This is a genomic window from Roseivivax sp. CAU 1761 (genome assembly GCF_054482755.1).
The window spans coordinates 28,609-49,322 of sequence record NZ_JBTLRM010000001.1; the positions used below are offsets into that span (position 1 = coordinate 28,609).

General features: G+C 70.9%; 21 protein-coding genes and 2 tRNA genes. 11 read left to right on the forward strand and 12 right to left on the reverse strand.

Annotated elements, in window-relative coordinates:
- Positions 1 to 137: 137 nt before the first annotated feature.
- Positions 138 to 214 (forward strand) — tRNA-Asp (locus tag ACXYMW_RS00120).
- A 36-nt stretch (positions 215 to 250) separates the two neighbouring features.
- A tRNA-Asp gene (locus ACXYMW_RS00125) sits at positions 251 to 327 on the forward strand.
- Between the two features lie 207 nt (positions 328 to 534).
- Here the strand turns inward: ACXYMW_RS00125 and ACXYMW_RS00130 are convergent.
- A complete protein-coding gene (locus ACXYMW_RS00130) occupies positions 535 to 1,104 on the reverse strand; it encodes a YcbK family protein (RefSeq protein WP_459033252.1) in 570 nt (189 codons plus the stop codon).
- Between the two features lie 326 nt (positions 1,105 to 1,430).
- Between ACXYMW_RS00130 and ACXYMW_RS00135 the strand changes: the two genes are divergently transcribed.
- From ACXYMW_RS00135 to ACXYMW_RS00150, 4 genes are read left to right on the forward strand one after another with little or no spacing between them, the layout of a single operon-like run.
- The gene (locus tag ACXYMW_RS00135) at positions 1,431 to 3,083 is read left to right on the forward strand and encodes a L,D-transpeptidase family protein (RefSeq protein WP_459033253.1); all 1,653 of its coding nucleotides are present in this window, start codon (positions 1,431 to 1,433) and stop codon (positions 3,081 to 3,083) included.
- 29 nt (positions 3,084 to 3,112) lie between these two features.
- Positions 3,113 to 4,204 carry a UDP-3-O-(3-hydroxymyristoyl)glucosamine N-acyltransferase gene (gene lpxD / locus ACXYMW_RS00140; protein ID WP_459033254.1) on the forward strand — a complete coding sequence of 364 codons (1,092 nt, stop codon included), beginning with the start codon at positions 3,113 to 3,115 and terminating at the stop codon, positions 4,202 to 4,204.
- A gap of 36 nt (positions 4,205 to 4,240) precedes the next feature.
- A complete protein-coding gene (locus ACXYMW_RS00145; RefSeq protein WP_459033255.1) occupies positions 4,241 to 4,501 on the forward strand; it encodes an acyl carrier protein in 261 nt (86 codons plus the stop codon).
- Positions 4,498 to 5,706 (forward strand): beta-ketoacyl-[acyl-carrier-protein] synthase family protein, encoded by a 1,209-nt coding sequence (locus ACXYMW_RS00150; RefSeq protein ID WP_459033256.1) that lies wholly within the window; start codon positions 4,498 to 4,500, stop codon positions 5,704 to 5,706. The genes ACXYMW_RS00145 and ACXYMW_RS00150 overlap by 4 nt, the downstream gene beginning before the upstream one ends.
- 197 nt (positions 5,707 to 5,903) lie before the next feature.
- Here ACXYMW_RS00150 and ACXYMW_RS00155 read toward each other — a convergent pair whose 3' ends face one another.
- The 4 genes from ACXYMW_RS00155 to ACXYMW_RS00170 all read right to left on the reverse strand — a co-directional run bounded on the left by ACXYMW_RS00155 (position 5,904) and on the right by ACXYMW_RS00170 (position 9,708).
- Positions 5,904 to 7,088: a vWA domain-containing protein gene (locus tag ACXYMW_RS00155; protein ID WP_459033257.1), complete on the reverse strand. Its 1,185-nt coding sequence runs from the start codon at positions 7,086 to 7,088 to the stop codon at positions 5,904 to 5,906.
- Positions 7,089 to 7,101: 13 nt separating this feature from the next.
- The gene (locus tag ACXYMW_RS00160; protein ID WP_459033258.1) at positions 7,102 to 7,269 is read right to left on the reverse strand and encodes an apolipoprotein acyltransferase; all 168 of its coding nucleotides are present in this window, start codon (positions 7,267 to 7,269) and stop codon (positions 7,102 to 7,104) included.
- Positions 7,266 to 8,645, reverse strand: coding sequence for a DUF2927 domain-containing protein (locus ACXYMW_RS00165; protein WP_459033259.1), 1,380 nt, complete (start codon positions 8,643 to 8,645; stop codon positions 7,266 to 7,268). The genes ACXYMW_RS00160 and ACXYMW_RS00165 overlap by 4 nt, the downstream gene beginning before the upstream one ends.
- Before the next feature lie 223 nt (positions 8,646 to 8,868).
- The gene (locus tag ACXYMW_RS00170; protein ID WP_459033260.1) at positions 8,869 to 9,708 is read right to left on the reverse strand and encodes an AAA family ATPase; all 840 of its coding nucleotides are present in this window, start codon (positions 9,706 to 9,708) and stop codon (positions 8,869 to 8,871) included.
- Positions 9,709 to 9,876: 168 nt separating this feature from the next.
- Here ACXYMW_RS00170 and dksA point away from each other — a divergent pair, with 168 nt between their 5' ends.
- From dksA to ACXYMW_RS00190, 4 genes are all read left to right on the forward strand, one after another.
- Positions 9,877 to 10,299, forward strand: coding sequence for an RNA polymerase-binding protein DksA (gene dksA, locus ACXYMW_RS00175; protein ID WP_459033261.1), 423 nt, complete (start codon positions 9,877 to 9,879; stop codon positions 10,297 to 10,299).
- 88 nt (positions 10,300 to 10,387) lie between these two features.
- Positions 10,388 to 11,554 (forward strand): FAD-dependent monooxygenase, encoded by a 1,167-nt coding sequence (locus ACXYMW_RS00180; RefSeq protein ID WP_459033262.1) that lies wholly within the window; start codon positions 10,388 to 10,390, stop codon positions 11,552 to 11,554.
- A gap of 83 nt (positions 11,555 to 11,637) precedes the next feature.
- Positions 11,638 to 12,630 (forward strand): XdhC family protein, encoded by a 993-nt coding sequence (locus tag ACXYMW_RS00185; RefSeq protein ID WP_459033263.1) that lies wholly within the window; start codon positions 11,638 to 11,640, stop codon positions 12,628 to 12,630.
- Positions 12,627 to 13,622 carry a molybdopterin-binding protein gene (locus tag ACXYMW_RS00190; RefSeq protein ID WP_459033264.1) on the forward strand — a complete coding sequence of 332 codons (996 nt, stop codon included), beginning with the start codon at positions 12,627 to 12,629 and terminating at the stop codon, positions 13,620 to 13,622. Before ACXYMW_RS00185 ends, ACXYMW_RS00190 begins: the two co-directional genes overlap by 4 nt.
- A 114-nt stretch (positions 13,623 to 13,736) precedes the next feature.
- On the opposite strand, the gene infC is transcribed toward ACXYMW_RS00190, so the two are convergent.
- The 7 genes from infC to cysG form a co-directional block, all read right to left on the reverse strand.
- Entirely contained in the window at positions 13,737 to 14,282 is a 546-nt protein-coding gene (infC, locus tag ACXYMW_RS00195) for a translation initiation factor IF-3 (RefSeq protein ID WP_459033547.1), read from the reverse strand.
- Between the two features lie 246 nt (positions 14,283 to 14,528).
- Positions 14,529 to 15,383: a ferredoxin--NADP reductase gene (locus tag ACXYMW_RS00200; RefSeq protein WP_459033265.1), complete on the reverse strand. Its 855-nt coding sequence runs from the start codon at positions 15,381 to 15,383 to the stop codon at positions 14,529 to 14,531.
- A 77-nt stretch (positions 15,384 to 15,460) separates the two neighbouring features.
- A complete protein-coding gene (locus tag ACXYMW_RS00205; RefSeq protein ID WP_459033266.1) occupies positions 15,461 to 15,835 on the reverse strand; it encodes a DUF934 domain-containing protein in 375 nt (124 codons plus the stop codon).
- Positions 15,832 to 16,641, reverse strand: coding sequence for a phosphoadenylyl-sulfate reductase (locus ACXYMW_RS00210; protein WP_459033267.1), 810 nt, complete (start codon positions 16,639 to 16,641; stop codon positions 15,832 to 15,834). The genes ACXYMW_RS00205 and ACXYMW_RS00210 overlap by 4 nt, the downstream gene beginning before the upstream one ends.
- A complete protein-coding gene (locus ACXYMW_RS00215) occupies positions 16,631 to 18,316 on the reverse strand; it encodes a nitrite/sulfite reductase (protein ID WP_459033268.1) in 1,686 nt (561 codons plus the stop codon). The genes ACXYMW_RS00210 and ACXYMW_RS00215 overlap by 11 nt, the downstream gene beginning before the upstream one ends.
- A 65-nt stretch (positions 18,317 to 18,381) precedes the next feature.
- Entirely contained in the window at positions 18,382 to 18,684 is a 303-nt protein-coding gene (locus ACXYMW_RS00220) for a DUF2849 domain-containing protein (protein ID WP_459033269.1), read from the reverse strand.
- Positions 18,684 to 20,093, reverse strand: a complete 1,410-nt coding sequence (cysG, locus tag ACXYMW_RS00225; RefSeq protein ID WP_459033270.1) for a siroheme synthase CysG — start codon at positions 20,091 to 20,093, stop codon at positions 18,684 to 18,686. The genes ACXYMW_RS00220 and cysG overlap by 1 nt, the downstream gene beginning before the upstream one ends.
- A gap of 154 nt (positions 20,094 to 20,247) precedes the next feature.
- On the opposite strand from cysG, the gene ACXYMW_RS00230 reads away from it, so the two are divergent.
- Positions 20,248 to 20,703, forward strand: a complete 456-nt coding sequence (locus tag ACXYMW_RS00230; RefSeq protein ID WP_459033271.1) for an Lrp/AsnC family transcriptional regulator — start codon at positions 20,248 to 20,250, stop codon at positions 20,701 to 20,703.
- The last annotated feature ends 11 nt before the right edge of the window (positions 20,704 to 20,714 follow it).

Sequence of the window (20,714 nt, forward strand, 5' to 3'; positions counted from 1 at the left end):
GGGAAATCTGCGGCCCGCCGCACGGCGCCGAAGATGACGCAACGGGCGGCACGATTTTCCCGGCAAATCCGCTTGACGCGGTGCGCCGGCCCGCCTAGAACCCGCCCCACGCCCGGGGCAGCCCGGGCGGGCAGCATGCGGTTGTAGCTCAGTTGGTTAGAGTACCGGCCTGTCACGCCGGGGGTCGCGGGTTCGAGCCCCGTCAACCGCGCCATCGCTGTCCCGCCCGAGAACGCCCTGCGCAAAATGCGCGGTTGTAGCTCAGTTGGTTAGAGTACCGGCCTGTCACGCCGGGGGTCGCGGGTTCGAGCCCCGTCAACCGCGCCACTTTCCATTCCGATCGGACGATGTGATGCCCCTGCATGCTTGGCCTGCGGGGCATCGGCGTATGTGCGCGCCCGACGGCCCGGCCTGCCCGTCCGGCGCGGGCGCCCCGCGCCCCGCGCCCCGCGCCCCGCATAGCCTCAGGCGTGAATCGAAAAGGCGCCCGGTGGGCGCCTTTCACGGCAGGTCGGTCGGTGTCCGGAGCCGGGCTCAGCTGCCCCAGCTGCGCACCGGGCCGCAATCCATATGCACGAAGTTCGAGCTGGAATAGCGTCCGACGCCGCCGGCATTGCAGGCCGCCGCGGCCTTGGCCATCTGGTTGACCGAGCGCGACGACAGCCGCAGGTCGGCCGCTTCGCCCTTCAGGTGGCGGGAATTCTTCGCCACGCCGGAACTGCGCGAGCGCAGCATGGCGTTGGTCTCGGGGCTGCGGTAGCCCGAGATCAGCATGTAGGGCTCCGAACAGTCGAGAAGGTTGCGCGCCGCGGTCATCAGGTCGACGGTGCGCAGGTCGATGTGCTTCACCTTGTCGTTGCGCCAGTCGCGCATGAAGTAGGTGATCTCCTCGACCGCCTCGGGAATGTAGGTGCCTTCGACCCAGTAGATCATGTCGAGCCGTTCGCCGGTGCGACCGGAATACATCTTCAGCCGCCGGATGTCGCCGGCGCCGCGCAGGAACCCTGCGGCGTTGGCGAAGGTGGGCGCGGCCGTGACCGCAGTTGCCGCGAACGCACCAAGAAGGCCACGGCGCGTGATGCTGCCAGAGCGTGCATTGTGCATGGATATGCTGTCCCGTATTGCCTGTCGTGAGTTCCGAGTCGTTGCCGGAACGCTGCTGCCATCTTCCCCCAGATGTCTTAACGCTTATTGCACATCACCGATGGGCCCGAAAGCGGTCCCGCGAAAAGGTTCCCGCGGATAACGATTTTCGGCAAAAATTTGCCAAGTGTCTCATTTCTGTGGCAGCGCTGCCGCAGTCCCGCAGCAATCCCGGCACAGCAGGAACCGAGGCTTTGCGCCAAGCCTTTGTGAATGGACAGGCGTCGGCGAGCGGCGCCAGATGAATGTGCAAGGCGGCGAATTCGTTGACTTTCGGGGGATGCGGAATGCGGGATATCGGGGCGGTCGAAGGCGGCAAACGGGCGGCGACCCTGCGGCGCGGGGCGTTTGCCGGGGCGGCTCTGGCGCTCATGATGCTGGGCGGGCCGGGCGTTGCGGCGGCCCCGGTGGGCCTTGGCGTGACGCCGTTCAAGCAGAGCGTCGCCGAGGCCGCCTCCGAGGTCGACGCGGTCGCCGCCTTCTACCGCGCCCGCGATTTCGCGCCCTACTGGACCGGTCCCGAGGAGACCCATCTGCGTCGCCGCGAGGCGCTGCTCGACGCGATCACCGGGGCCGCCGCGCACGGGCTGCCGGCGGGACGCTACGACCCGCAGCGCCTGATGACCGAGATGCGCGCGGCGCGCAGCGGCCGCGAGCGCGGTCAGCTCGAAGTGCACCTGACCCGCGCCTTCCTCGACTTCGCCAACGACCTGCAATCGGGGATCCTCGATCCCCGCCGCATCGATGCGGGAATCAAGCGCGAGCCGCCGCGGCGTGACCCGCAGGTTCTGCTGGCCCGGCTGCAATCCGAGCCGCCGCGCGCGGTCTTCCGTTCGCTGGTGCCGCAGACCCGCCAGTATGGCGAATTGCTGCGCGCCAAGGTGACGCTTGAGGAGGCCATCGCGCGGGGCGGCTGGGGGCCCGGCGTGTCGGCCGGCGGCCGGCTCGAACAGGGCGCCAGCGGCGCCGCGGTCGTGCCGCTGCGCGACCGGCTGATCGCCATGGGCTATCTCGCGCCGACCGACCTGGCGCGCTTCGACGCCGCGATGGACCAGGCGGTGCGCCGCTTCCAGACCGATCACGGGCTGGCGGTGGACGGCATCGTCGGCGGCCAGACCCTCGAGGCGCTGAACGTGCCCGCCGAGGAGCGGCTGAAATCGGTGCTGGTGGCTATGGAGCGCGAGCGCTGGATGAACCTGCCGGAGGGGCTGGGCGCGCGCCACGTCAAGGTGAACCTCACCGAATACACCGCGCGCATCTACGACGACGAGAAGGTGACCTTCGAGACCCGCGCGGTGATCGGCGCCGAATCCCCCGACCGCCGCACGCCGGAATTCTCCGACGTCATGGAGCACATGGTCATCAACCCGAGCTGGTACGTGCCGCGCTCGATCATCGTCAACGAATACCTGCCGATGCTGCGCCGCAACCCCTACGCGGTGTCGCATCTCAAGATCACCGACAGCCGCGGCCGCGAGGTCAGCCGGGGGCGGGGCTTCTCGCAATATTCCGCCTCGTCCTTCCCGTTCTCCATGCGCCAGCCCCCGGGGCCGGACAATGCGCTGGGGAAGGTGAAGTTCATGTTCCCCAACAAGTACAACATTTACCTGCACGACACGCCGGCGAAGCACCTGTTCAGCCGCGAGGCGCGCGCCTATTCGCATGGCTGCATCCGGCTGAACGACCCGTTCGAGTTCGCCTATGCGCTGCTGGCGCCGCAGACCGAGGACCCGCAGGGCTTCTTCCAGGCCCGGCTGCGCACCGGGTCCGAGGCGCGGGTCAATCTCGACACGCCGGTGCCGGTGCACCTCGTCTACCGCACCGCCTACACGCTGCCCAAGGGCAAGGTGCAGTTCCGCGACGACGTCTATGGCCGCGACGCAAAGATCTGGGACGCGCTGCAGGCCGCGGGGGTGACACTCGGGCGCGGAGACAGCTAAACCCTCCGCCAGATCAGCCGGAGGACAAGATGAGCCACAGCATCGCAGAGATTGCCCGCACCCTCGGCCTGGAGGCGGTGGGCGACACCGGGATCCGGGTGGAGGGCGTGGCCGAACCGGCGGATTGCACGCCGGACCGCCTCGCCATGGCGACCACGCCGGCCTATGCCGAAGGCCTGGCCGGCGGCCAGGCCCGGGCGGCGATGCTCTGGGCCGAGGCCGACTGGCAGGCGCTCGGGCTCGAGGCGGCGATCCTCGCGCCGCGGCCGCGCTATTCGCTGTCGCGGCTGTCGCAGGTGATGGATCCCGGCCAGGGCTATCCCCGCGGCATCCACCCGATGGCCTTCGTGGACCCCTCCGCCAGCGTGCCGCGCGACGCCCATATCGGCCCGTTCACGGTGATCGGCGCCGGGGCCGAGATCGGCGCCGGTGCGGTGATCGGCCCGCAGGTCTCGATCGGCGCCGAGACCCGGATCGGCGCCGACGCGCTGATCCATGCCGGCGCCAAGATCGGCGCCCGGGTGCGCATCGGCGACCGCTTCATCGCCCAGCCCAACGCGGTGATCGGCTCGGACGGCTTCTCCTTCGTGACGCCGGAGCCCTCGGGCGTCGAGAAGGCGCGCGCCTCGCTCGGCGACCAGGGCGAGACCGAGGGCCAGCCCTGGGCGCGCATCCATTCGCTGGGCGGCGTCAGCATCGGCGACGATGTCGAGGTCGGCGCCTCCACCACCATCGACCGCGGCACGGTGCGCGACACGCGGATCGGCGACGGCACCAAGATCGACAACCTCGTGCAGGTCGGCCACAACTGCGTCATCGGCCGCCACACCCTGCTCTGCGGGCAGGTCGGTCTGGCGGGCTCGGTGACGATCGGCGATTTCGCCGTGCTGGCCGGGCAGGTCGGGGTCTCCGACGGGGTGCGCATCGGCGACCGGGCGATCTGCGGCGGCGCCACCGTGGTGCTGTCCTCGATTCCGGCCGGGCGGGTGATGCTGGGCTACCCGGCGATGAAGATGGAAAGCCACATCGAGGCCTACAAGAACCTGCGTCGCCTGCCGCGGCTCTTCCGGGAGGTCGCGGAGCTTCGGAAAGCGGTTCCAAACGCCGGGTCGAGCGACTAGATCTCCGCCCGGAACGAGACAGCTGGAGCAGCCGCGATGCAGATCAGGGACCGGGTGATCGAGATCATCGCCCAGCAGGCGATGCTGGAGCCCGCGGACGTGACGATGGAGATGAGCCTCGAGGCTCTGGGCATCGATTCGCTGGGCCTCGTGGAGGCGATCTTCGCCATCGAGGAGGCCTTCGACATCTCCGTGCCGTTCAACGCCAACGAGCCGTCCGAAAGCGATTTCGACATCTCGTCGGTGGCCTCGATCGTCGCCGGGGTGGAGCGGCTGGTCGCCGAAAAGACGGCGTGAAGCGGGTCGTCATCACCGGCGCCGGCACGATCAACGCGCTGGGCCACGACGTCGCCGCGACGCTGGAGGCGATGCGCGAGGGCCGCTGCGGCATCGGCGAGCTGGCGATCCGCGACGCCGACCGGCTGGCGATCCGGATCGGCGGCCAGGTCCGCGATTTCGACCCCGAGACCGTCTTCAACCGTCAGCAGATCGCGCTCTACGACCGCTACACCCAGTTCACCCTGATCGCCGCCGAGCAGGCGATCGGGCAATCCGGCCTGGTCTTCGACGGCGAACTGGCGGCGCGGTCGGGCGTGGTGCTCGGCACCTCCGGGGGCGGGCTGACCACCCAGGACGAGAATTACCGGGCGGTCTACGAGGAGGGCAAGAACCGCGTCCACCCCTTCGTGGTGCCGAAGCTGATGAACAACGCCGCCTGCTCCCACGTCTCCATGCAATACAACATCAAGGGACCGTCCTTCACCGTGGCCTCGGCCTGCGCCTCGTCGAACCACGCCATGGGCCAGGCCTTCTGGTTCGTGCGCTCCGGCATGGCGCCGGTGATGGTCACCGGCGGCTCCGAATCGATGCTGTGCTTCGGCGGCATCAAGGCCTGGGAGGGGCTGCGGGTGATGTCGAAGGACGGCTGCCGGCCGTTCTCGGCCACCCGCAACGGCATGGTGCAGGGCGAGGGCGCCGGCATCTTCGTGTTCGAGGAATACGAGCATGCCCGGGCGCGGGGCGCCGAGATCCTGGCCGAGGTGGCGGGCTTCGCCATGTCCTCGGACGCCGCCGACATCGTCATGCCCTCGAAGCAGGGCGCGGCGCGGGCGATCTCGGGCGCGCTGGCCGATGCCGGCATCGACCGCAGCCGGGTCGGCTACATCAATGCCCACGGCACCGGCACCGCGGCCAACGACAAGACCGAATGCGCCGCGGTGGCCGATGTCTTCGGCACCCATGCCGACGACCTGCTGATCTCGTCCACCAAGTCGATGCACGGCCACCTGATCGGCGGCACCGGCGCGGTCGAGCTCCTGGCCTGCATCATGGCGGTGCGCGACGGCGTGGTGGCGCCAACCATCGGCTACGAGGAGCCCGATCCCGAATGCGCCCTCGACGTGGTGCCGAACGAGGCCCGCGAGGCGCGGGTCGAGGTGGCGCTGTCGAACGCCTTCGCCTTCGGCGGGCTGAACGCGGTGCTGGCGCTGAAGGCGGCCTGAGGGCGGCCTTGGCGGCAGGTTTGCGCGCGGGCGTGCGCGGGCCGGTCTGGCCGGCCGTCCGCGTTGCGGCCGGCCGGCGGGGCGGGGGCGCTGCCCCCCGGCGCCTTCCGGCGCCGTCCCCCGGGATATTTCGGCTCAGAAGAAGCGGGCGGGGGCGCTGCGCCTGGGTGTCATGTCGGGCCGGGCGGGCGGGGCGGTCAGCGCGCCAGCAGGCGGGCGCCGCGGTCGATGCCGTCCAGCGTCATCGGCACCATGCGGTCCTCGAAGATCTCGCGGATCATGGCGATCGACTGGGTGTAGCCCCAGTACTTTTCCGGCACCGGGTTGATCCAGAGATGGTCGGGCCAATGCGCCCGGGCGCGGGCCAGCCAGGTCTGGCCGGCCTCCTCGTTCCAGTGCTCGTTGGCGCCGCCGGGATAGGCGATCTCGTAGGGGCTCATCGAGGCGTCGCCGACGAAGATGCATTTCCAGTCGGGCCCATAGGTGCGCAGCACCTCCCAGGTCGGGGTCTGGGCGTTCCAGCGCCGGGCATTGTCGCGCCACAGCCCCTCGTAGAGGCAGTTGTGGAAGTAGTAATGCTCGAGATGCTTGAACTCCGCCCGGGCCGCCGAGAACAGCTCCTCCACCACCCGGACATGGTCGTCCATCGAGCCGCCGACATCGAGCAGCAGCAGCACCTTGACGGCGTTGCGCCGCTCCGGCCGGGTCTGCACGTCGAGATAGCCGTGCTCGGCGGTGGCGCGAATCGTGCCCGGCAGGTCGAGCTCCTCGGCGGCGCCGTCGCGGGCCCATCTGCGCAGCCGCTTCAGCGCCACCTTGATGTTGCGGGTGCCGAGCTCCACGCGGTCGTCGAAATCGCGGAACTCGCGGCGGTCCCAGACCTTGACGGCGCGGCGGTGGCGGCTCTCGGCCTGGCCGATGCGCACGCCCTCGGGGTTGTAGCCGTAGGCGCCGAACGGCGAGGTGCCGGCGGTGCCGATCCATTTCGAGCCGCCCTGGTGGCGCTTCTGCTGCTCGCGCAGCCGCTCCTGCAGCGTCTGCATCAGCTTGTCGAAGCCGCCGAGCGCCTCGATCTCGGCCTTTTCCTCGGCGCTGAGATGCTTCTCGGCCATCTTCTCGAGCCAGCCGCGGGGCAGCTCCACCGCGTCGACCAGCGCCTCCATGGGGATCGTCTCGAGGCCGCGGAAGGCCTCGGCGAAGGCGCGGTCGAAGCGGTCCATGTGGCGCTCGTCCTTGACCATGGCTGTGCGGGCGAGGTGGTAGAACTCCTCCACGTCATAGGAGGCGAGCCCGGCCTTCAGGGCCTCGAGAAAGGTCAGGTATTCGCGCAGGGAGACCGGGATCTCGGCCTTGCGCAGGGTCTCGAAGAAGGGAACGAACATGCCGGCCTCCCGCTCAGAGCAGGATTTTCTCGAGTGCGATGGTCAGCACCAGCCCGATCAGCGCGAAGAGGATGCCGTAGACCGCGGCATATTGCGCGATGTCGGCGCCGCTGCCCTTGCGCCGGCGCGCGGTCAGGCCGCCGATCACGGCGCCGAGGAGGGCGAGGAGCACCACGATCATGTCCGGCCGATCCCTTCTGCCTGCGGGTTGAGGGCGCCGATCTCGCGCAGCTTGGCGCGCACCGCCCAGTCGGGGCCGAAGCCGTAGCGCGCCCAGCCCAGACTGTCCAGCCGCTCCTGGCGCGCCGCGCCGGCATCGCCGGCGAGGTCGAGCGCCTCGGCGCGCAGCATCAGCAGGGTCGCCAGCAGCGCCGCGTTCTCGTGCCGCCGCACGGTGTCGAGATGCGGCGCGATGCGCGCCAGCGCCACTTCGGGGCGGTTGCGCGCGATGGCGTGGGCGGCGAGCTGGGCGGCGACATAGGCGCGGTAGAGCCCGCCGCCGGGCGCCGCGGCAAAGACCGTGTCGGCGCGGGCGAACTCGGCCATGCCGGCCTCCGGATCCTCGGCGGTCAGCAGCCGGCCCAGGGCGTAATGGGCGAAGCCCAGCCGGTGGTCGCGCCAGCCCTCGGAAAGCGCGATCTGCTGGGCGCGGCGCGCCGCGGCGCGGCGTTCGGCATGGCTGCCCTCGGTGCCGAGGGCGCGCTGCACCGCCGCCACCCAGGCGGCCGGGGTCGGGCGCAGCGGCGTCGCGGCGCCGCCCCGGCCGGCCGGGTTGAGCCGGTCGAGGATCGCCGGCAGCCGGGCCGCGACCTCGTCGCGGCGCATCCCGGAGCGCAGCGCCGGGTCGTAATGGAGGCGCAGCATCAGCATGTCGAAGCCGGTGAGCACGGTGTGCACGTTGTCGTCGTTGAACACCGAATCCGGCAGGCGGTAGAGGTCGTTGAGCGGGCCCAGGGCCTGCGCCAGCTCCTCGTGCAGGCAGTCGCGCACCTCCTGCGGGCTGGAATCGCCGGGCACGAAGATCGCCACGCGGTCGCGGCTCCGCAGCCCCGACCAGGACACCCGGGCGCTGTGGCGGTGGCGCCGGAACTCGTCGAACGAGGAGACGTTCGGGACCACGAAACAGGCCGCCTGCGGCAGCACCCGGCGGATCGCGTCGCGGCCCACCGCCTGCACGGTGACGCTGGCCCCGGGCGCGCCGCTGCGGGCGATGTCGATGCCGGCCTCGCGCCGCAGCCGGGCCAGCACGCGGTCGAGATCGCCGGTCAGGGTGTCGGGGGCTGGCCCCAGCACGCGCACGCCGATCGGCTCCTCGAAGCGGGTGAAGACCGGCAGCGCCTTGCCCGATTCCAGCGTGAAGGCGAGGTCGAGGAAGTCGCGCGCCAGATCGGCGTTGGAGCCCGCCACCGGGTCGCTGGGCTGCGGTGCGAAGGCCTTCATCGCCGGCAGCACCGCGGGCTCGCCGATTACCGGCGCGGCGCGGCTGGCGCGCTCCTCCGGCGCGGCCGGCATGCAGGCGCCCAGGAGCAGGGCCAGAAGCAGCAGGGGACGGCGCATCAGCGGCGCGTGAGCAACCGCCGGCGCGGCGCGTCACATCCGGGGCGGCGGGGCGGTGGCATGACTCTCCTGCATCTGGCGGAAGCGCGGCGCGCGGCGCCGCGGGACGGGTCGCCGACAACCTAGCCGCATTTGCCGGCCGCCGGAACGCCACCCGCGCGATGCGCGGAACTTTGCCGGCGGGTGTGACGCGCGCGGCGCGGATGCCGCGCCGGCGCCCCGCTCAGCGCTGCCGGCGGGCCATGAAGGCCAGCCGTTCGAACAGGTGCACGTCCTGCTCGTTCTTGAGCAGCGCGCCGTGCAGCTTGGGCAGCGCGTCGGCGCCGTCGCGGCGCAGATCCTCGGGCGCCAGATCCTCGGCCAGGAGCAGCTTCAGCCAGTCCAGCATCTCCGAGGTCGAGGGCTTCTTCTTCAGCCCCGGCTGGTCGCGCAGCTCGTAGAACTGGGTCAGCGCCTCGGTCAGCAGCGCCGGCTTGATGCCGGGATGGTGGACCTCGACGATGCGGCGCAGCGTGTCCGGGTCGGGGAAGCGGATGTAGTGGAAGAAGCAGCGCCGCAGGAAGGCGTCGGGCAGCTCCTTCTCGTTGTTCGAGGTGATGATGACGATCGGGCGCTGGCGGGCGCGCACCGTCTCGCCGGTTTCGTAGACGTGGAACTCCATGCGGTCGAGTTCCTGCAGCAGGTCGTTGGGGAACTCGATGTCGGCCTTGTCGATCTCGTCGATCAGCAGCACCACCCGCTCCTCGGCGGTGAAGGCCTGCCAGAGCTTGCCGCGGCGGATGTAGTTGGCGACGTTGGAAACCCGCGGATCGCCGAGCTGGCTGTCGCGCAGGCGGCTCACCGCGTCGTATTCGTAGAGCCCCTGCTGGGCCCGGGTGGTCGACTTGATCGACCATTCCAGCATCGGCACGCCGAGGCTCTGCGCGACCTGCCGGGCGAGCTCGGTCTTGCCGGTGCCGGGCTCGCCCTTGACGAGCAGCGGACGCTCGAGCGTCACCGCGGCGTTGACCGCGAGCGTCAGGTCGTCGGTCGCGACATATTCGGCGGTGCCTTTGAATTTCACGGCAAAACGCTCCGTTTCCAATTGGTGACGGATGGTGGGAAATGTCTTCCTACACACACACTTGAGTAGTGACAACGGTGGGGGGTTGGTTTAAGCCGGGCCACGCAGGGGTTCCAGATATCTGGGGAAACAAATATGGCAGATATCATTGCGGCCAGGGGAACGATTATGAAACCAGAATCCTTTCTACCCGACGATTACCGGCCCGCGGAAGACGAGCCGTTCATGAACGATCGGCAGCTCGAGTATTTTCGCCGCAAGCTGATCACCTGGAAGAACGATCTGCTGGCCGAGAGCCGCGAGACGATCGAGGGGCTGCAGGGCTCGACCCGCAACATTCCCGACGTCACCGACCGCGCCAGCGAAGAGACCGACCGCGCCATCGAACTGCGCACCCGCGACCGGCAGCGCAAGCTGGTGGCCAAGATCGACGCCGCGCTCCGCCGCATCGACGAGGGCGAGTACGGCTATTGCGAAGTGACCGGGGAGCCGATCTCGCTGAAGCGGCTGGATGCCCGCCCGATCGCCACCATGAGCCTCGAGGCGCAGGAACGCCACGAGCGCCGCGAGAAGGTGCATCGCGACGACTGAACGCCGCACCACCGGGACAGGCGGATGCGCCGGGATCGCCGATCCCGGCGCTTCGCGTTTCGGGGGGGGGGGGCGCAGGAGGAACGGCATGGAGCTGAGTGGACGGCGCATCGCGGTGGTCGGGGCCGGCATCGGCGGCGTGGCGGCGGCGCTGGCGCTGGCGCAGCGCGGCGCCGCTGTCACGGTCTACGAGCGCGCCGAGGCGCTGCGCGAGGTCGGGGCCGGGCTGCAGATCTCGCCCAACGGATTCCGGGTGCTGCGCGCGCTGGGGCTCGAGGCCGAGCTGGCCGCGGCCCCCGGGGCGCAGGCGGTGCGGCTCCGCGACGGGCCCTCGGGGCGCGATGTGCTGCGGCTGCCGATCGCGCCGGCGGCGGACGGGGCGGGCTACCGCTTCCTGCACCGTGCCGACCTCCTGGCCGGGCTGATCGGCGCCGCTGAAGGGTCCGGGGTGGCGCTGCGACTGGGCTGCCCGGTGACCGCGATCCATGACGATGCGCGGCCCCGGCTGACCTGCCCCGGCGCCGCCGAGGAGGCGGATCTGGTGATCGGCGCCGACGGGCTGCATTCGGTGCTGCGCCCGCTCCTCAACGGGCCGCAGGCGGCGCGCTTCACCGGCCAGGTGGCGTGGCGCGCGGTGGTGCCGAACCGGATCGGCCACCCCGACGAGGCGCAGGTCCATATGGGGCCGGGCCGCCACATCGTGAGCTATCCGCTGCGCGACCGGCGGGCGGTCAACCTCGTCGCCGTCGAGGAGCGCAATACCTGGACCGCCGAGGGGTGGCAGCACGAGGACGCGGCCGACAACCTGCGCGCCGCCTTCGCGGGCTTCGGCGGAGCGGTGCCCGAACTGCTGGCCGCGGTCGAGCGGCCCGGCCTCTGGGGGCTGTTCCGCCACCCGGTGGCGGCACGCTGGACCGGGCGCGCCAGCGCGCTTCTGGGCGATGCTGCGCATCCGATGCTGCCGTTCCTGGCCCAGGGCGCCAACATGGCGCTCGAGGATGCCTGGGTCCTGGCGCAAGAGCTGGAGCGGGCGCCCGATCTCGCCGCCGGGCTCGCCGCCTACGAGGCGCGGCGCCGGGCGCGGGTGGTGCAGGTGGCGCGCGCCGCCGCCGGCAATGCCTGGAAGTTCCACCTGCGCCAGCCGCTGCTGCGCGGCGCGGCGCATGCCATGCTGGGCCTGGCCGGGCGGCTGGCGCCGCAACGGGTGGCGGGGCAGTTCGACTGGCTCTACGGTCACGACGTGACGCGGGCCTGAGACCGCAGGCCCACGGGCGCGGACCCGACCTTTCGAGGGGGCGACAGCGCCGCGGGGCCGGCCTATGCAGGGAGGGAAGGCGCATGGAGGCAGGATTGGACCGCTTTGATCAGGTTCCCGAAACCGCGCTGGCCTGGCACCGGGCCGGGCGCGGCGCGGCGCTGGCCACGGTGATCGAGACATGGGGCTCGGCGCCGCGGCGCATCGGGGCGCAGCTGGCGATCTCCGGCGATGCCGAGATCGAGGGTTCGGTCTCCGGCGGCTGCGTCGAGGGCGCGGTGATCGTCGAGGCGCTCGAGGCGCTCGAGGAGGGCGGGGCGCGCGAACTGGAATTCGGGGTCTCCGACGACGACGCCTTCGCCGTCGGGCTGGCCTGCGGCGGCCGCATCCGGGTGCTGGTGGAGCCGGTGGGCGCGGCGCTGCCCGAGGACATGCTGGAGAAGCTGGTGGCGGCCCGCGCCGAGCGCCGGCCGGTGGCCTACAGCGTCGATCTCGACAGCGGCGCGCGGCGGCTCGACCCGGCGGGCGCGGCCGGCCATGCCGAGCGCTTCCGCATGGACCGCTCGGGCTTCGAGCCCGACGGCCGCACCTTCGTGGCGATCCACAACCCGCCGCTGCGGCTGGTGGTGGTGGGCGCCGTGCACATCGCCCAGGCGCTGGTGCCGATGGCCCGGCTGGCGGGCTACGACCCGGTGCTGGTCGACCCGCGCGAGACCTTCGGCTCGGCGGCGCGGTTTCCCGGCGAGCGCATCGTCAACGACTGGCCCGACGCCGCGCTCGACGCCATCGGGCTCGACCAGCGCACCGCGCTGGTGCTCCTGACGCACGACCCCAAGCTCGACGATCCGGCGTTGCTCAAGGGGCTCGCCTCGGAGTGCTTCTACATCGGCGCGCTGGGCTCCACCCGGACCCATGCCAAGCGCGTCGAGCGGTTGCAGGCGGCGGGGCTCGACGCCGACCGGATCGCGCGCATCCACGGGCCGGTCGGGCTCGATCTCGGCGCTGCCGGCCCGGCCGAGATCGCCGTCTCGATCCTGGCCGAGATGACCCGGGTGCTGCGCCGGGGCGCCGCATGAGGTTCGGCCCGGTCCCGGTCGGCGCGGCGGCGGGCGCGATCCTCGCGCATTCGCTGCAGCTCGAGGACGGGCGGCTGCGCAAGGGTCGGGTGCTGGAGGCCGGCGACCTCGCGCGTCTCGCCGCGGCCGGCGTGGCCGAGGTCGTGGTGGCGCGGCTCGAGCCCGGCGACCTGCACGAGGATGCCGCCGCCGCCCGGCTCGCGGCGGCGCTGGTCACCGATCCCGGGGCGGCCGGGCTGCGCGTCGGGCCGGCCACCACCGGCCGGGTCAACCTGTTTGCCACCGCGCCCGGCGTGGTGGAGATCGACGCGCCCAAGATCGACGCGGTGAACGCGGTGCATCCGATGATCACCGTGGCCACCGTGCCGCGCTGGCAGCGCACCCGCGACCGCACCATGGTCGCCACCGTCAAGATCATCTCCTACGCGGTGCCGGAGACGGCGCTGCAGCGCGCCGCCGCGCTGGGCCGCGACGCGCTGCGGCTGCGCCCGGTGCGGATGCGCAGCGCCGAGCTGATCCAGACCGTGGTCGCCGGGGCAGAGGAGGACGGCCGCAAGGGACAGGCGGCGATCGGCGAACGGCTGGAGCGGCTGGGCGTGGCGCTGGCGCCGCCGCACCTGGTGCCGCACGACACCGCGGCGCTGGCCGGCGCGCTGGCGGCGTCGCAGGCCGAGGCGCTGTTCATCCTGACCGGATCGGCCACCTCGGACGTCGCCGACGTGGCGCCCGAGGCGGTGCGCCGGGCCGGCGGCCAGGTGCACCATTACGGCATGCCGGTCGATCCAGGGAACCTACTGTTTCTGGGCGAACTCGGGGGGCGGCCGGTGGTCGGCCTGCCGGGCTGCGCCCGCTCGCCGGCGCTGAACGGCGCCGACTGGGTGATGGAGCGGCTGCTCTGCGGCGTCGAGGTCGGCCCGCGCGACATCGCCGGTATGGGCGTCGGCGGCCTGCTCAAGGAGGTGCCGCAGCGCGGCCGGCCGCGGGACGCCTGAGCACCCTGCGCCCCGGACGGGCGCGGCCGGTTCCGGAACGCAAACAGCCGCCGGCGGGGCGGCGGCTGCGGCAGCGTCGCGCTGCGCCGGCCGGGATGGCCGGCGGCGCTTGGGTCAGCGCGTCAGCGGTCCGATCATCATGACCATCTGGCGACCTTCCATCTTCGGCATGTTCTCGACCTTGCCGAGTTCCTTCACGTCCTCGGCCACCCGTTCGAGCAGTTCGCGCCCGAGGTTCTGGTGCGCCATCTCGCGGCCGCGGAAGCGCAGCGTCACCTTGACCTTGTCGCCGGCCTCGAGGAAGCGGACCACGTTGCGCATCTTGACGTCGTAGTCGTGAACATCGGTGTTGGGCCGGAACTTGACTTCCTTGACCTCGATGATCTTCTGCTTCTTCCGGGCCTCGGCCTCGCGCTTCTGCTGTTCGTACTTGAACTTGCCGAAGTCCATGATCTTGCAGACCGGCGGCGAGGCGTTTGGCGAGATTTCCACCAGGTCGAGCCCGGCCTGCTCGGCCAGCTCCAGACCACGGGAGGGCGGCACGACGCCGATATTTTCGCCATCTGCGCCGATCAGGCGGATCTCGGCGACGCGAATGCGGTCATTGACGCGGGGGCCGGTGTCGCGCGTGGGAGGCGCGTTGTGAGGTCTGCGGGCTATGGCCGGGCTCCTTTTCGAACGTTTTTGTCAGGGCGCCAAGGTAATGTTTGGCCGGATGCGATTCAAGCGGCAAAACGGGCTGTTGGGGCCGCTGAGGGGGCGATTTCGCCTTATCGGCGGCAAGCTCCCGGGCCCGGGCGGCCGGCCCCGCGCGCCGGCACCCGGTCGGCCCGGAGGCCGGAACGGTCGACGGCCCGCGCGGCGAAGCGGCGGGCCGTGACGGGTCGTGTCGGGTCGGCGGCGCGATCAGTCGAGAAACGCCTTTTCGACCACGTAATGCTTGGGGTCCGAATTGGCGCCCTCCTCGAGCCCGTAGCCTTCGAGCAGTTCCTTGATCTCGAGGTTGAAGGCGAGGTTGCCGCAGACCATGGCGCGGTCGCGTTCGGGCGCCAGCGGCTCCACGCCGAGATCGGCGAAGACCTCGCCCGACCGCATCAGGTCGGTGATGCGGCCCATCTTCGGGCTCTCCTCGCGGGTGGTGGTCGGGTAGTAGCGCAGCTTCGCGAGGTTCTCGGCGCCGATCAGTTCGTTCAGCAGCTCGTCGCTGCGGATCGCCTCGATGGTCTCGGCGCCATAGGCCAGCTCGCCCAGCTCGCGGCAGGTATGGGTGACGATGACCTCGTCGTAATCCTCGAAGGTCTGCGGGTCGCGCAGCAGCGAGGCGAAGGGCGCGAAGCCGGTGCCGGTGGCGAACAGCCAGAGCCGCTTGCCGGGCAGCAAGGCGTCATGCACCAGCGTGCCCACGGGCTTGGGCCGCAGGATGATCTCGTCGCCGGGCTGGATGTGTTGCAGCCGCGAGGTCAGCGGACCGTCCTGCACCTTGATCGAGTAGAATTCCAGCTCCTCGTCCCAGGACGGCGAGGCGATGGAATAGGCGCGCAGCAGCGGCTTGGCCTTGCCGGTCTTGGCGTCCGGCTCGCCCATCAGGCCGATCATCACGAATTCGCCGGAGCGGAAGCGCAGCGAGGCCGGCCGGGTCACCCGGAACGAGAACAGCTTGTCGGTCCAGTGCCGCACGGCGGTGACCTTCTGCGCATCCGGCAGGGTCGGCGCCTTCACGGGCTTGGCCTGGGCTTGGGTCACGGTGCTCTGCTCCGTCATGTCACATCCTTTCGCGAGCGGAAGGGGTCGCGCGTCTTTTTGTTAGCATACAAACATTCAAAAGGGAAGGGGCGGGCTCAGCCCCGGACCCGTGCCTGGTAATCGTGGGCCTGCCAGCCGGCGCGGAAGCGCCATTGCTCCTCGGGCTGGCGGGCGGCCAGTTCGTCGGAGATCTCGACATCGTCGAAGCCCGACCGCCGCGCCATCGCGTATTGATCCGCGATGACGTGGCCGGTGGCGCGCAGATGGCCGGCATAGCCGCGCAGCCGCAGCAGCCGCGCCAGGGTGAAGCCGCGGCCGTCCGAGAAGCTGGGAAACTCGACCCGGACCAGCGGCGCGGCGTCGAGACCCTCGATGGCGTCGAGGTCGGCATCGGGCGCCAGGGTCAGGGCCCCGGCGCCGTCCGGCCCGGCGGCGGGGGCGAAGCCCGCATCGGTGACGATCACGCTCATGCGTTCTCTCCTTGTGTCTGGTCGCCGCGCGCGGCGCGTCCGTTGACGAAATGGATGCCGCATTCGTCCTTGTCCCGGCCGCGCCAGCGTCCGGCGCGCGGATCCTCGCCCGGCGCCACCTTCGAGGTGCACGGCCAGCAGCCGATCGACGGGTAGCCCTCGCGGATCAGCGGGTGCCGCGGCAGGCGGTTCTCGTCCATGTAGGCCGCGACATCGTCGGGGGCCCAATGGGCCAGCGGATTGACCTTGATGCGCCCCGTCGCCTCCTCGAGCTCGAAGAACTCCATGGCGGCGCGGGCCGAGGTCTGGAACCGCTTGCGGCCGGTGATCCAGCCGTCGAACCCGTCCAGCGCCTGCTCCAGCGGCAGCGTCTTGCGCAGGTCGCAGCAGGAATCGGGGTCGGAAAACCGCAGCGCGCCGTAGGGGTCGCGGGCCTGCAGCTCGGCCTCGGAGGCGCGGATCACCCGCACGTCCTTCAGCCCCAGCCGTTCGGCCACATCCTCCTGGTAGACCAGCGTTTCGGCGAACAGCAGGCGGGTGTCGATGAACAGCACCGGGGTGGTGTTGTCGACCATCGCCACGAGATGCAGCAGCGCCACCGATTCGGCGCCGAAGCTCGACACCATGGCGATGCGCCCGGCCTCCGGGTCGCGCAGCGCGCCCTCGAGCACCGCGGTGGCGCCGTGATGGCGGTAGCGCGCGTTCAGCGCCGCGACGCGCCCGCGCAGATCCGCGAGTTCGGCCGCGGTCGGGCCGGCGGGCGCCGGATCGACCTCGGTCTCGGGTTTGATCGGATCAAGCCGCATCGGCACGGGCCTCTTGCTTGGTCTTGTCCTTGGCCGGGTAGAGCGCCGCCTTGAAGGGCGCCATGCCGACGCGGCGGAAGGTGTCGAGGAACCGTTCCTCGCGGTCCCGACGCTCGGCCAGGTAGGTCTCGACGATGGTCTCGATGGCGGGCACGATCTCCTCGGCCGAGAAGCCCGGTCCGGTGCGCTCGCCCAGGCTCGCGGTCTCGGTGTGGTCGCCGCCCAGCGTGATCTGGTAATTCTCCACGCCGGCGCGGTCGAGCCCGAGAATGCCGATATGGCCCACATGGTGGTGGCCGCAGGCATTGATGCAGCCCGAGATCTTGATCTTCATTTCGCCGATCTCGTGCTCGATCTTCAGCTCGTCGAAGCGCGTGGCGATCTGCTGCGCGATCGGGATCGAGCGCGCGGTCGCGAGGGCGCAGTAATCCATGCCCGGGCAGGCGATGATGTCCGAGATCAGGCCGATATTGGCGGTGGCCAGCCCGTGCGCCTTGAGGATCTTGTGGACCTCCGGCAGGTCGGACTTGTGGACATGCGGCAGCACCACGTTCTGTTCGTGGCTGATGCGCAGCTCGTCATGGCCGAAGCGCTGCGCCAGATCGGCCATCACGCGCATCTGCTCGGCGCTGGCATCGCCCGGCGTCGCGCCATGCGCCTTGAGCGAGATCTCGGCAATGGCGTAGCCCGGCGCGCGGTGCGCCGACAGGTTGGTGTCGGCCCAGGCGCGGAACGTCGGGTCGGCCGCGTAGGCGGCGTCGAAGGCGTCGGTGGGCGCGTTGCGCCAGGCGGGGGCGGCGAACTGCGCCTCGATGGCGGCCAGCATCTCCTGGTCGACGCCGGAGAAGGACGGGCGCAGCTCGGCAAAGCGCGCCTCGACCCGGCGGGCGATCTCCTCGAGCCCGAGCTCGTGGACGGTGATCTTGATGCGCGCCTTGTACTTGTTGTCGCGCCGCCCGGCCAGGTTCCAGACCGAGACGATGGCCTCGAGATAGGGCAGCAGGTCGGCCTTGGGCAGGAAGTCGCGGACCACCTTGCCGATCATCGGGGTGCGGCCGAGGCCGCCGCCGACCAGCACCTGGTAGCCGATGGCGCCGTCCTTCTCGACGATCCGGAGCCCGATATCGTGCGAGGCGATGACCGCGCGGTCATGCGCCGAGCCGGTCACCGCGATCTTGAACTTGCGCGGCAGGAACTGGAATTCCGGGTGGTCGGTGGACCATTGCCGGATCAGCTCCGCGGTCGGGCGCGGATCGGCGATCTCGTCCTCGGCGGCGCCGGCGAAATGGTCCGCGGTGACGTTGCGGATGGTGTTGCCGGAGGTCTGGATGGCGTGCATCTCGACCTCGGCCAGGGCATCGAGGATGTCCGGCACGTCGGTCAGCTTGGGCCAGTTGTACTGGATGTTCTGGCGCGTGGTGAAATGGCCGTAGCCCTTGTCCCAGCGCTCGGCGATATAGGCCAGCTGACGCATCTTGGCGCTGTCCAGCGTGCCGTAGGGGATCGCCACGCGCAGCATGTAGGCGTGCAGCTGCAGGTACAGCCCGTTCATCAGCCGCAGCGGGCGGAACTCGTCCTCGGTCAGGCTGCCGTCGATGCGGCGCGCGACCTGGGCGCGGAACTGGCGGTTTCTCTCGGCGACGAAGGCCGCGTCGAAATCGTCGTAGCGGTACATGGCGGGATCCTTTCGGGTGGGGCAGGGTGCGGCGAGGCGGACCGCGGGGGTCCGCCGGGCGCCGCTCAGCCCGCGTCCTGCTGCTTGCCGTGGAAATAGTTGGAGGGACCGGTGCGGCGGAAGGCCTCGCGGAAATGCGTGGGCTCCGGCCCGCGCGCCCCCGGGGCCACGTCGGCCAGGTAAGCGCCGACCACCGCGTCGCGCTGGCGCTGCGCCTCGAGCAGGCGCAGATCGGCATCGGCCTCGTCGGTGAGGATCTCGGCCTCGGCGAGGCTGCGGGTCCAGCCGCCATCGGCGGCGAGGTAGATCACGTCGCCCTCGATCAGCGCGTTTCCGGTGACGACCTTGGGGGTGAAGGCGCGGGGCATCAGAGGGCCTCCTGGTGTGCAATCTGGGATGCGAGTTCGGGGAGCGCGGCCTCGGCCGCACGCGGGGCGAGCCCGTAGAGAACGAGCGCGGGGCCGGACAGGTCGGCCTCGGCCAGCGCCGCGGGCAGGCCGCCCAGCGTCGCGGCGAGGATGCGCTGCTCGGGCCGCGAGGCGTTCTCGACCACGCTGACCGGGGTCTCGCCGGCGGCGCCGTGCATCAGCAGGCGGCCCTGGATGAAGCGCGCCGCCTTCTTGCCCATGTAGATCGCCGCGACCTCGCCGGAGCGGGCCAGCGTCTTCCAGTCGTGATCGGCGAAGCCGCGCATGTCGTGCCCGGTCAGCAGGCGCACCGAGGCGTTGCGCCCGCGCTTGGTGAGGCTCTGGCCGATCGCCGCGACGGCGGCCGAGGCGGCGGTGATTCCGGGCACCACCGACCAGGCGATGCCGGCGGCGTCGCAGGCCTCGATCTCCTCGTCGAGCCGGGCGAAGACGGTCGGATCGCCGCCCTTGAGCCGCACCACCTGGGCGCCGGCGCGGCCATGTGCGACGATCGCCGCGTTGATGTCCTCCTGGCGCATCGAGGCGCCGAAGCCTTCCTTGCCGGCATCGATCAGCAGCGCCTCGCGGCGGGCCAGTTCGAGGATCTCGGGGGCCACGAGGCGGTCGTGGATGACCACGTCGGCGGCGTCGAGCGCCTTGCGGGCCTTCAGCGTCAGAAGGTCCGGGTCGCCCGGGCCGGCGCCCACGAACTGCACATGGCCGGGCCGCGCCTCGGTGGCGAGGTGGCGCGCCAGCAGATCGTCGAGACCGGCGCGGATGCCGTCCTCGCCGCGCTCGGCCAGCGTCCGGGGGCCGGCCTCGAAGTAGTAATCCGCCCAGAAGTCGCGCCGCGGCCGGCCGAAGGGCAGCGCCTCGACGGCCTTGCGGAAGGTCTTGCCGATGCGCGCCAGCGGTCCCAGCGCCTGCGGCAGCCGGGCCTCGAGATCGGCCTTGATGGCGCGCGCCAGGACCGGCGCGGCGCCCTCGGTGCCGATCGCCACGGTGACCGGGTCGCGGTCGACGATGGCGGGGGTGATGAACTGGCTGTCCTCGAGGTTGTCGACGATGTTGGTCAGCGCGCCGTCGGCGCGGGCCAGCGCCACGGTGCGGGCATCCTCGACAGCGTCCTCGTCGGCGGCGTAGAAGAGGACCGCGCAGGTGGCGTCGCCGGGCTCCATCGGGCGGCGTTCGAGACGCAGCCTGCCGGCCTCGGCCCAGGCGGCGATCTCGGGGGCCGGGTCGGGCGCGAAGACGGTCAGGCGGGCCTCGGTCTTGAGCAGCAGCCGCAGCTTGGCCAGCGCCGCCTCGCCGCCGCCGGAGAGCACGACGCGGCGGCCGGCAAGGGCCACGAAGATCGGGAAATGTTGCATTCGGCCAGGCCTCCGCACACGGATCGGGTTAGCGAGAGATATAGAATTTTGTCCCGCTTTCTTGCTAGCCGTATGGAAAAACAAGAACTCTCGTTCTACACAGGTGGAAAATCCGGTCCGCACGTTTCGTCATGGGCCTTGGGAGAGAACGCTGATGCGGCTGGACGAGACGGATCGGAAAATCCTTCAGGAATTGCAGCGCGACGCCTCGCGGTCGCTGGAGGAGATCGCCCGCGCCGTGGGATCCTCCAAGACCCCGGTCTGGTCGCGCATCCGCAAGCTGCGCGAGGCCGGGGTGATCGGCGCGCAGACGGTTCGGCTCGATGCCGAGGCGCTGGGCTTCGAGGCCTGCTTCTTCGTGCTGATCCGCACCTCCGAGCACGAGGCCGACTGGCAGCGCCGCTTCCTCAAGGCGCTGAAGGAGCGCCCCGAGGTGCAGGAGGCGCACCGGCTGGCCGGCGACATCGACTACATCCTCAAGGTGCGGGTCAAGAACGCCCGCGCCTACGACGCCTTTTACCAGGCGCTGATCGCCGAAGTGAAGGTGCACAACGTCACCGCGCTGCTGTCGATGGAGGAGATCAAGTCGACCACCGAACTGCCGCTCTGACGCCGCCGCGA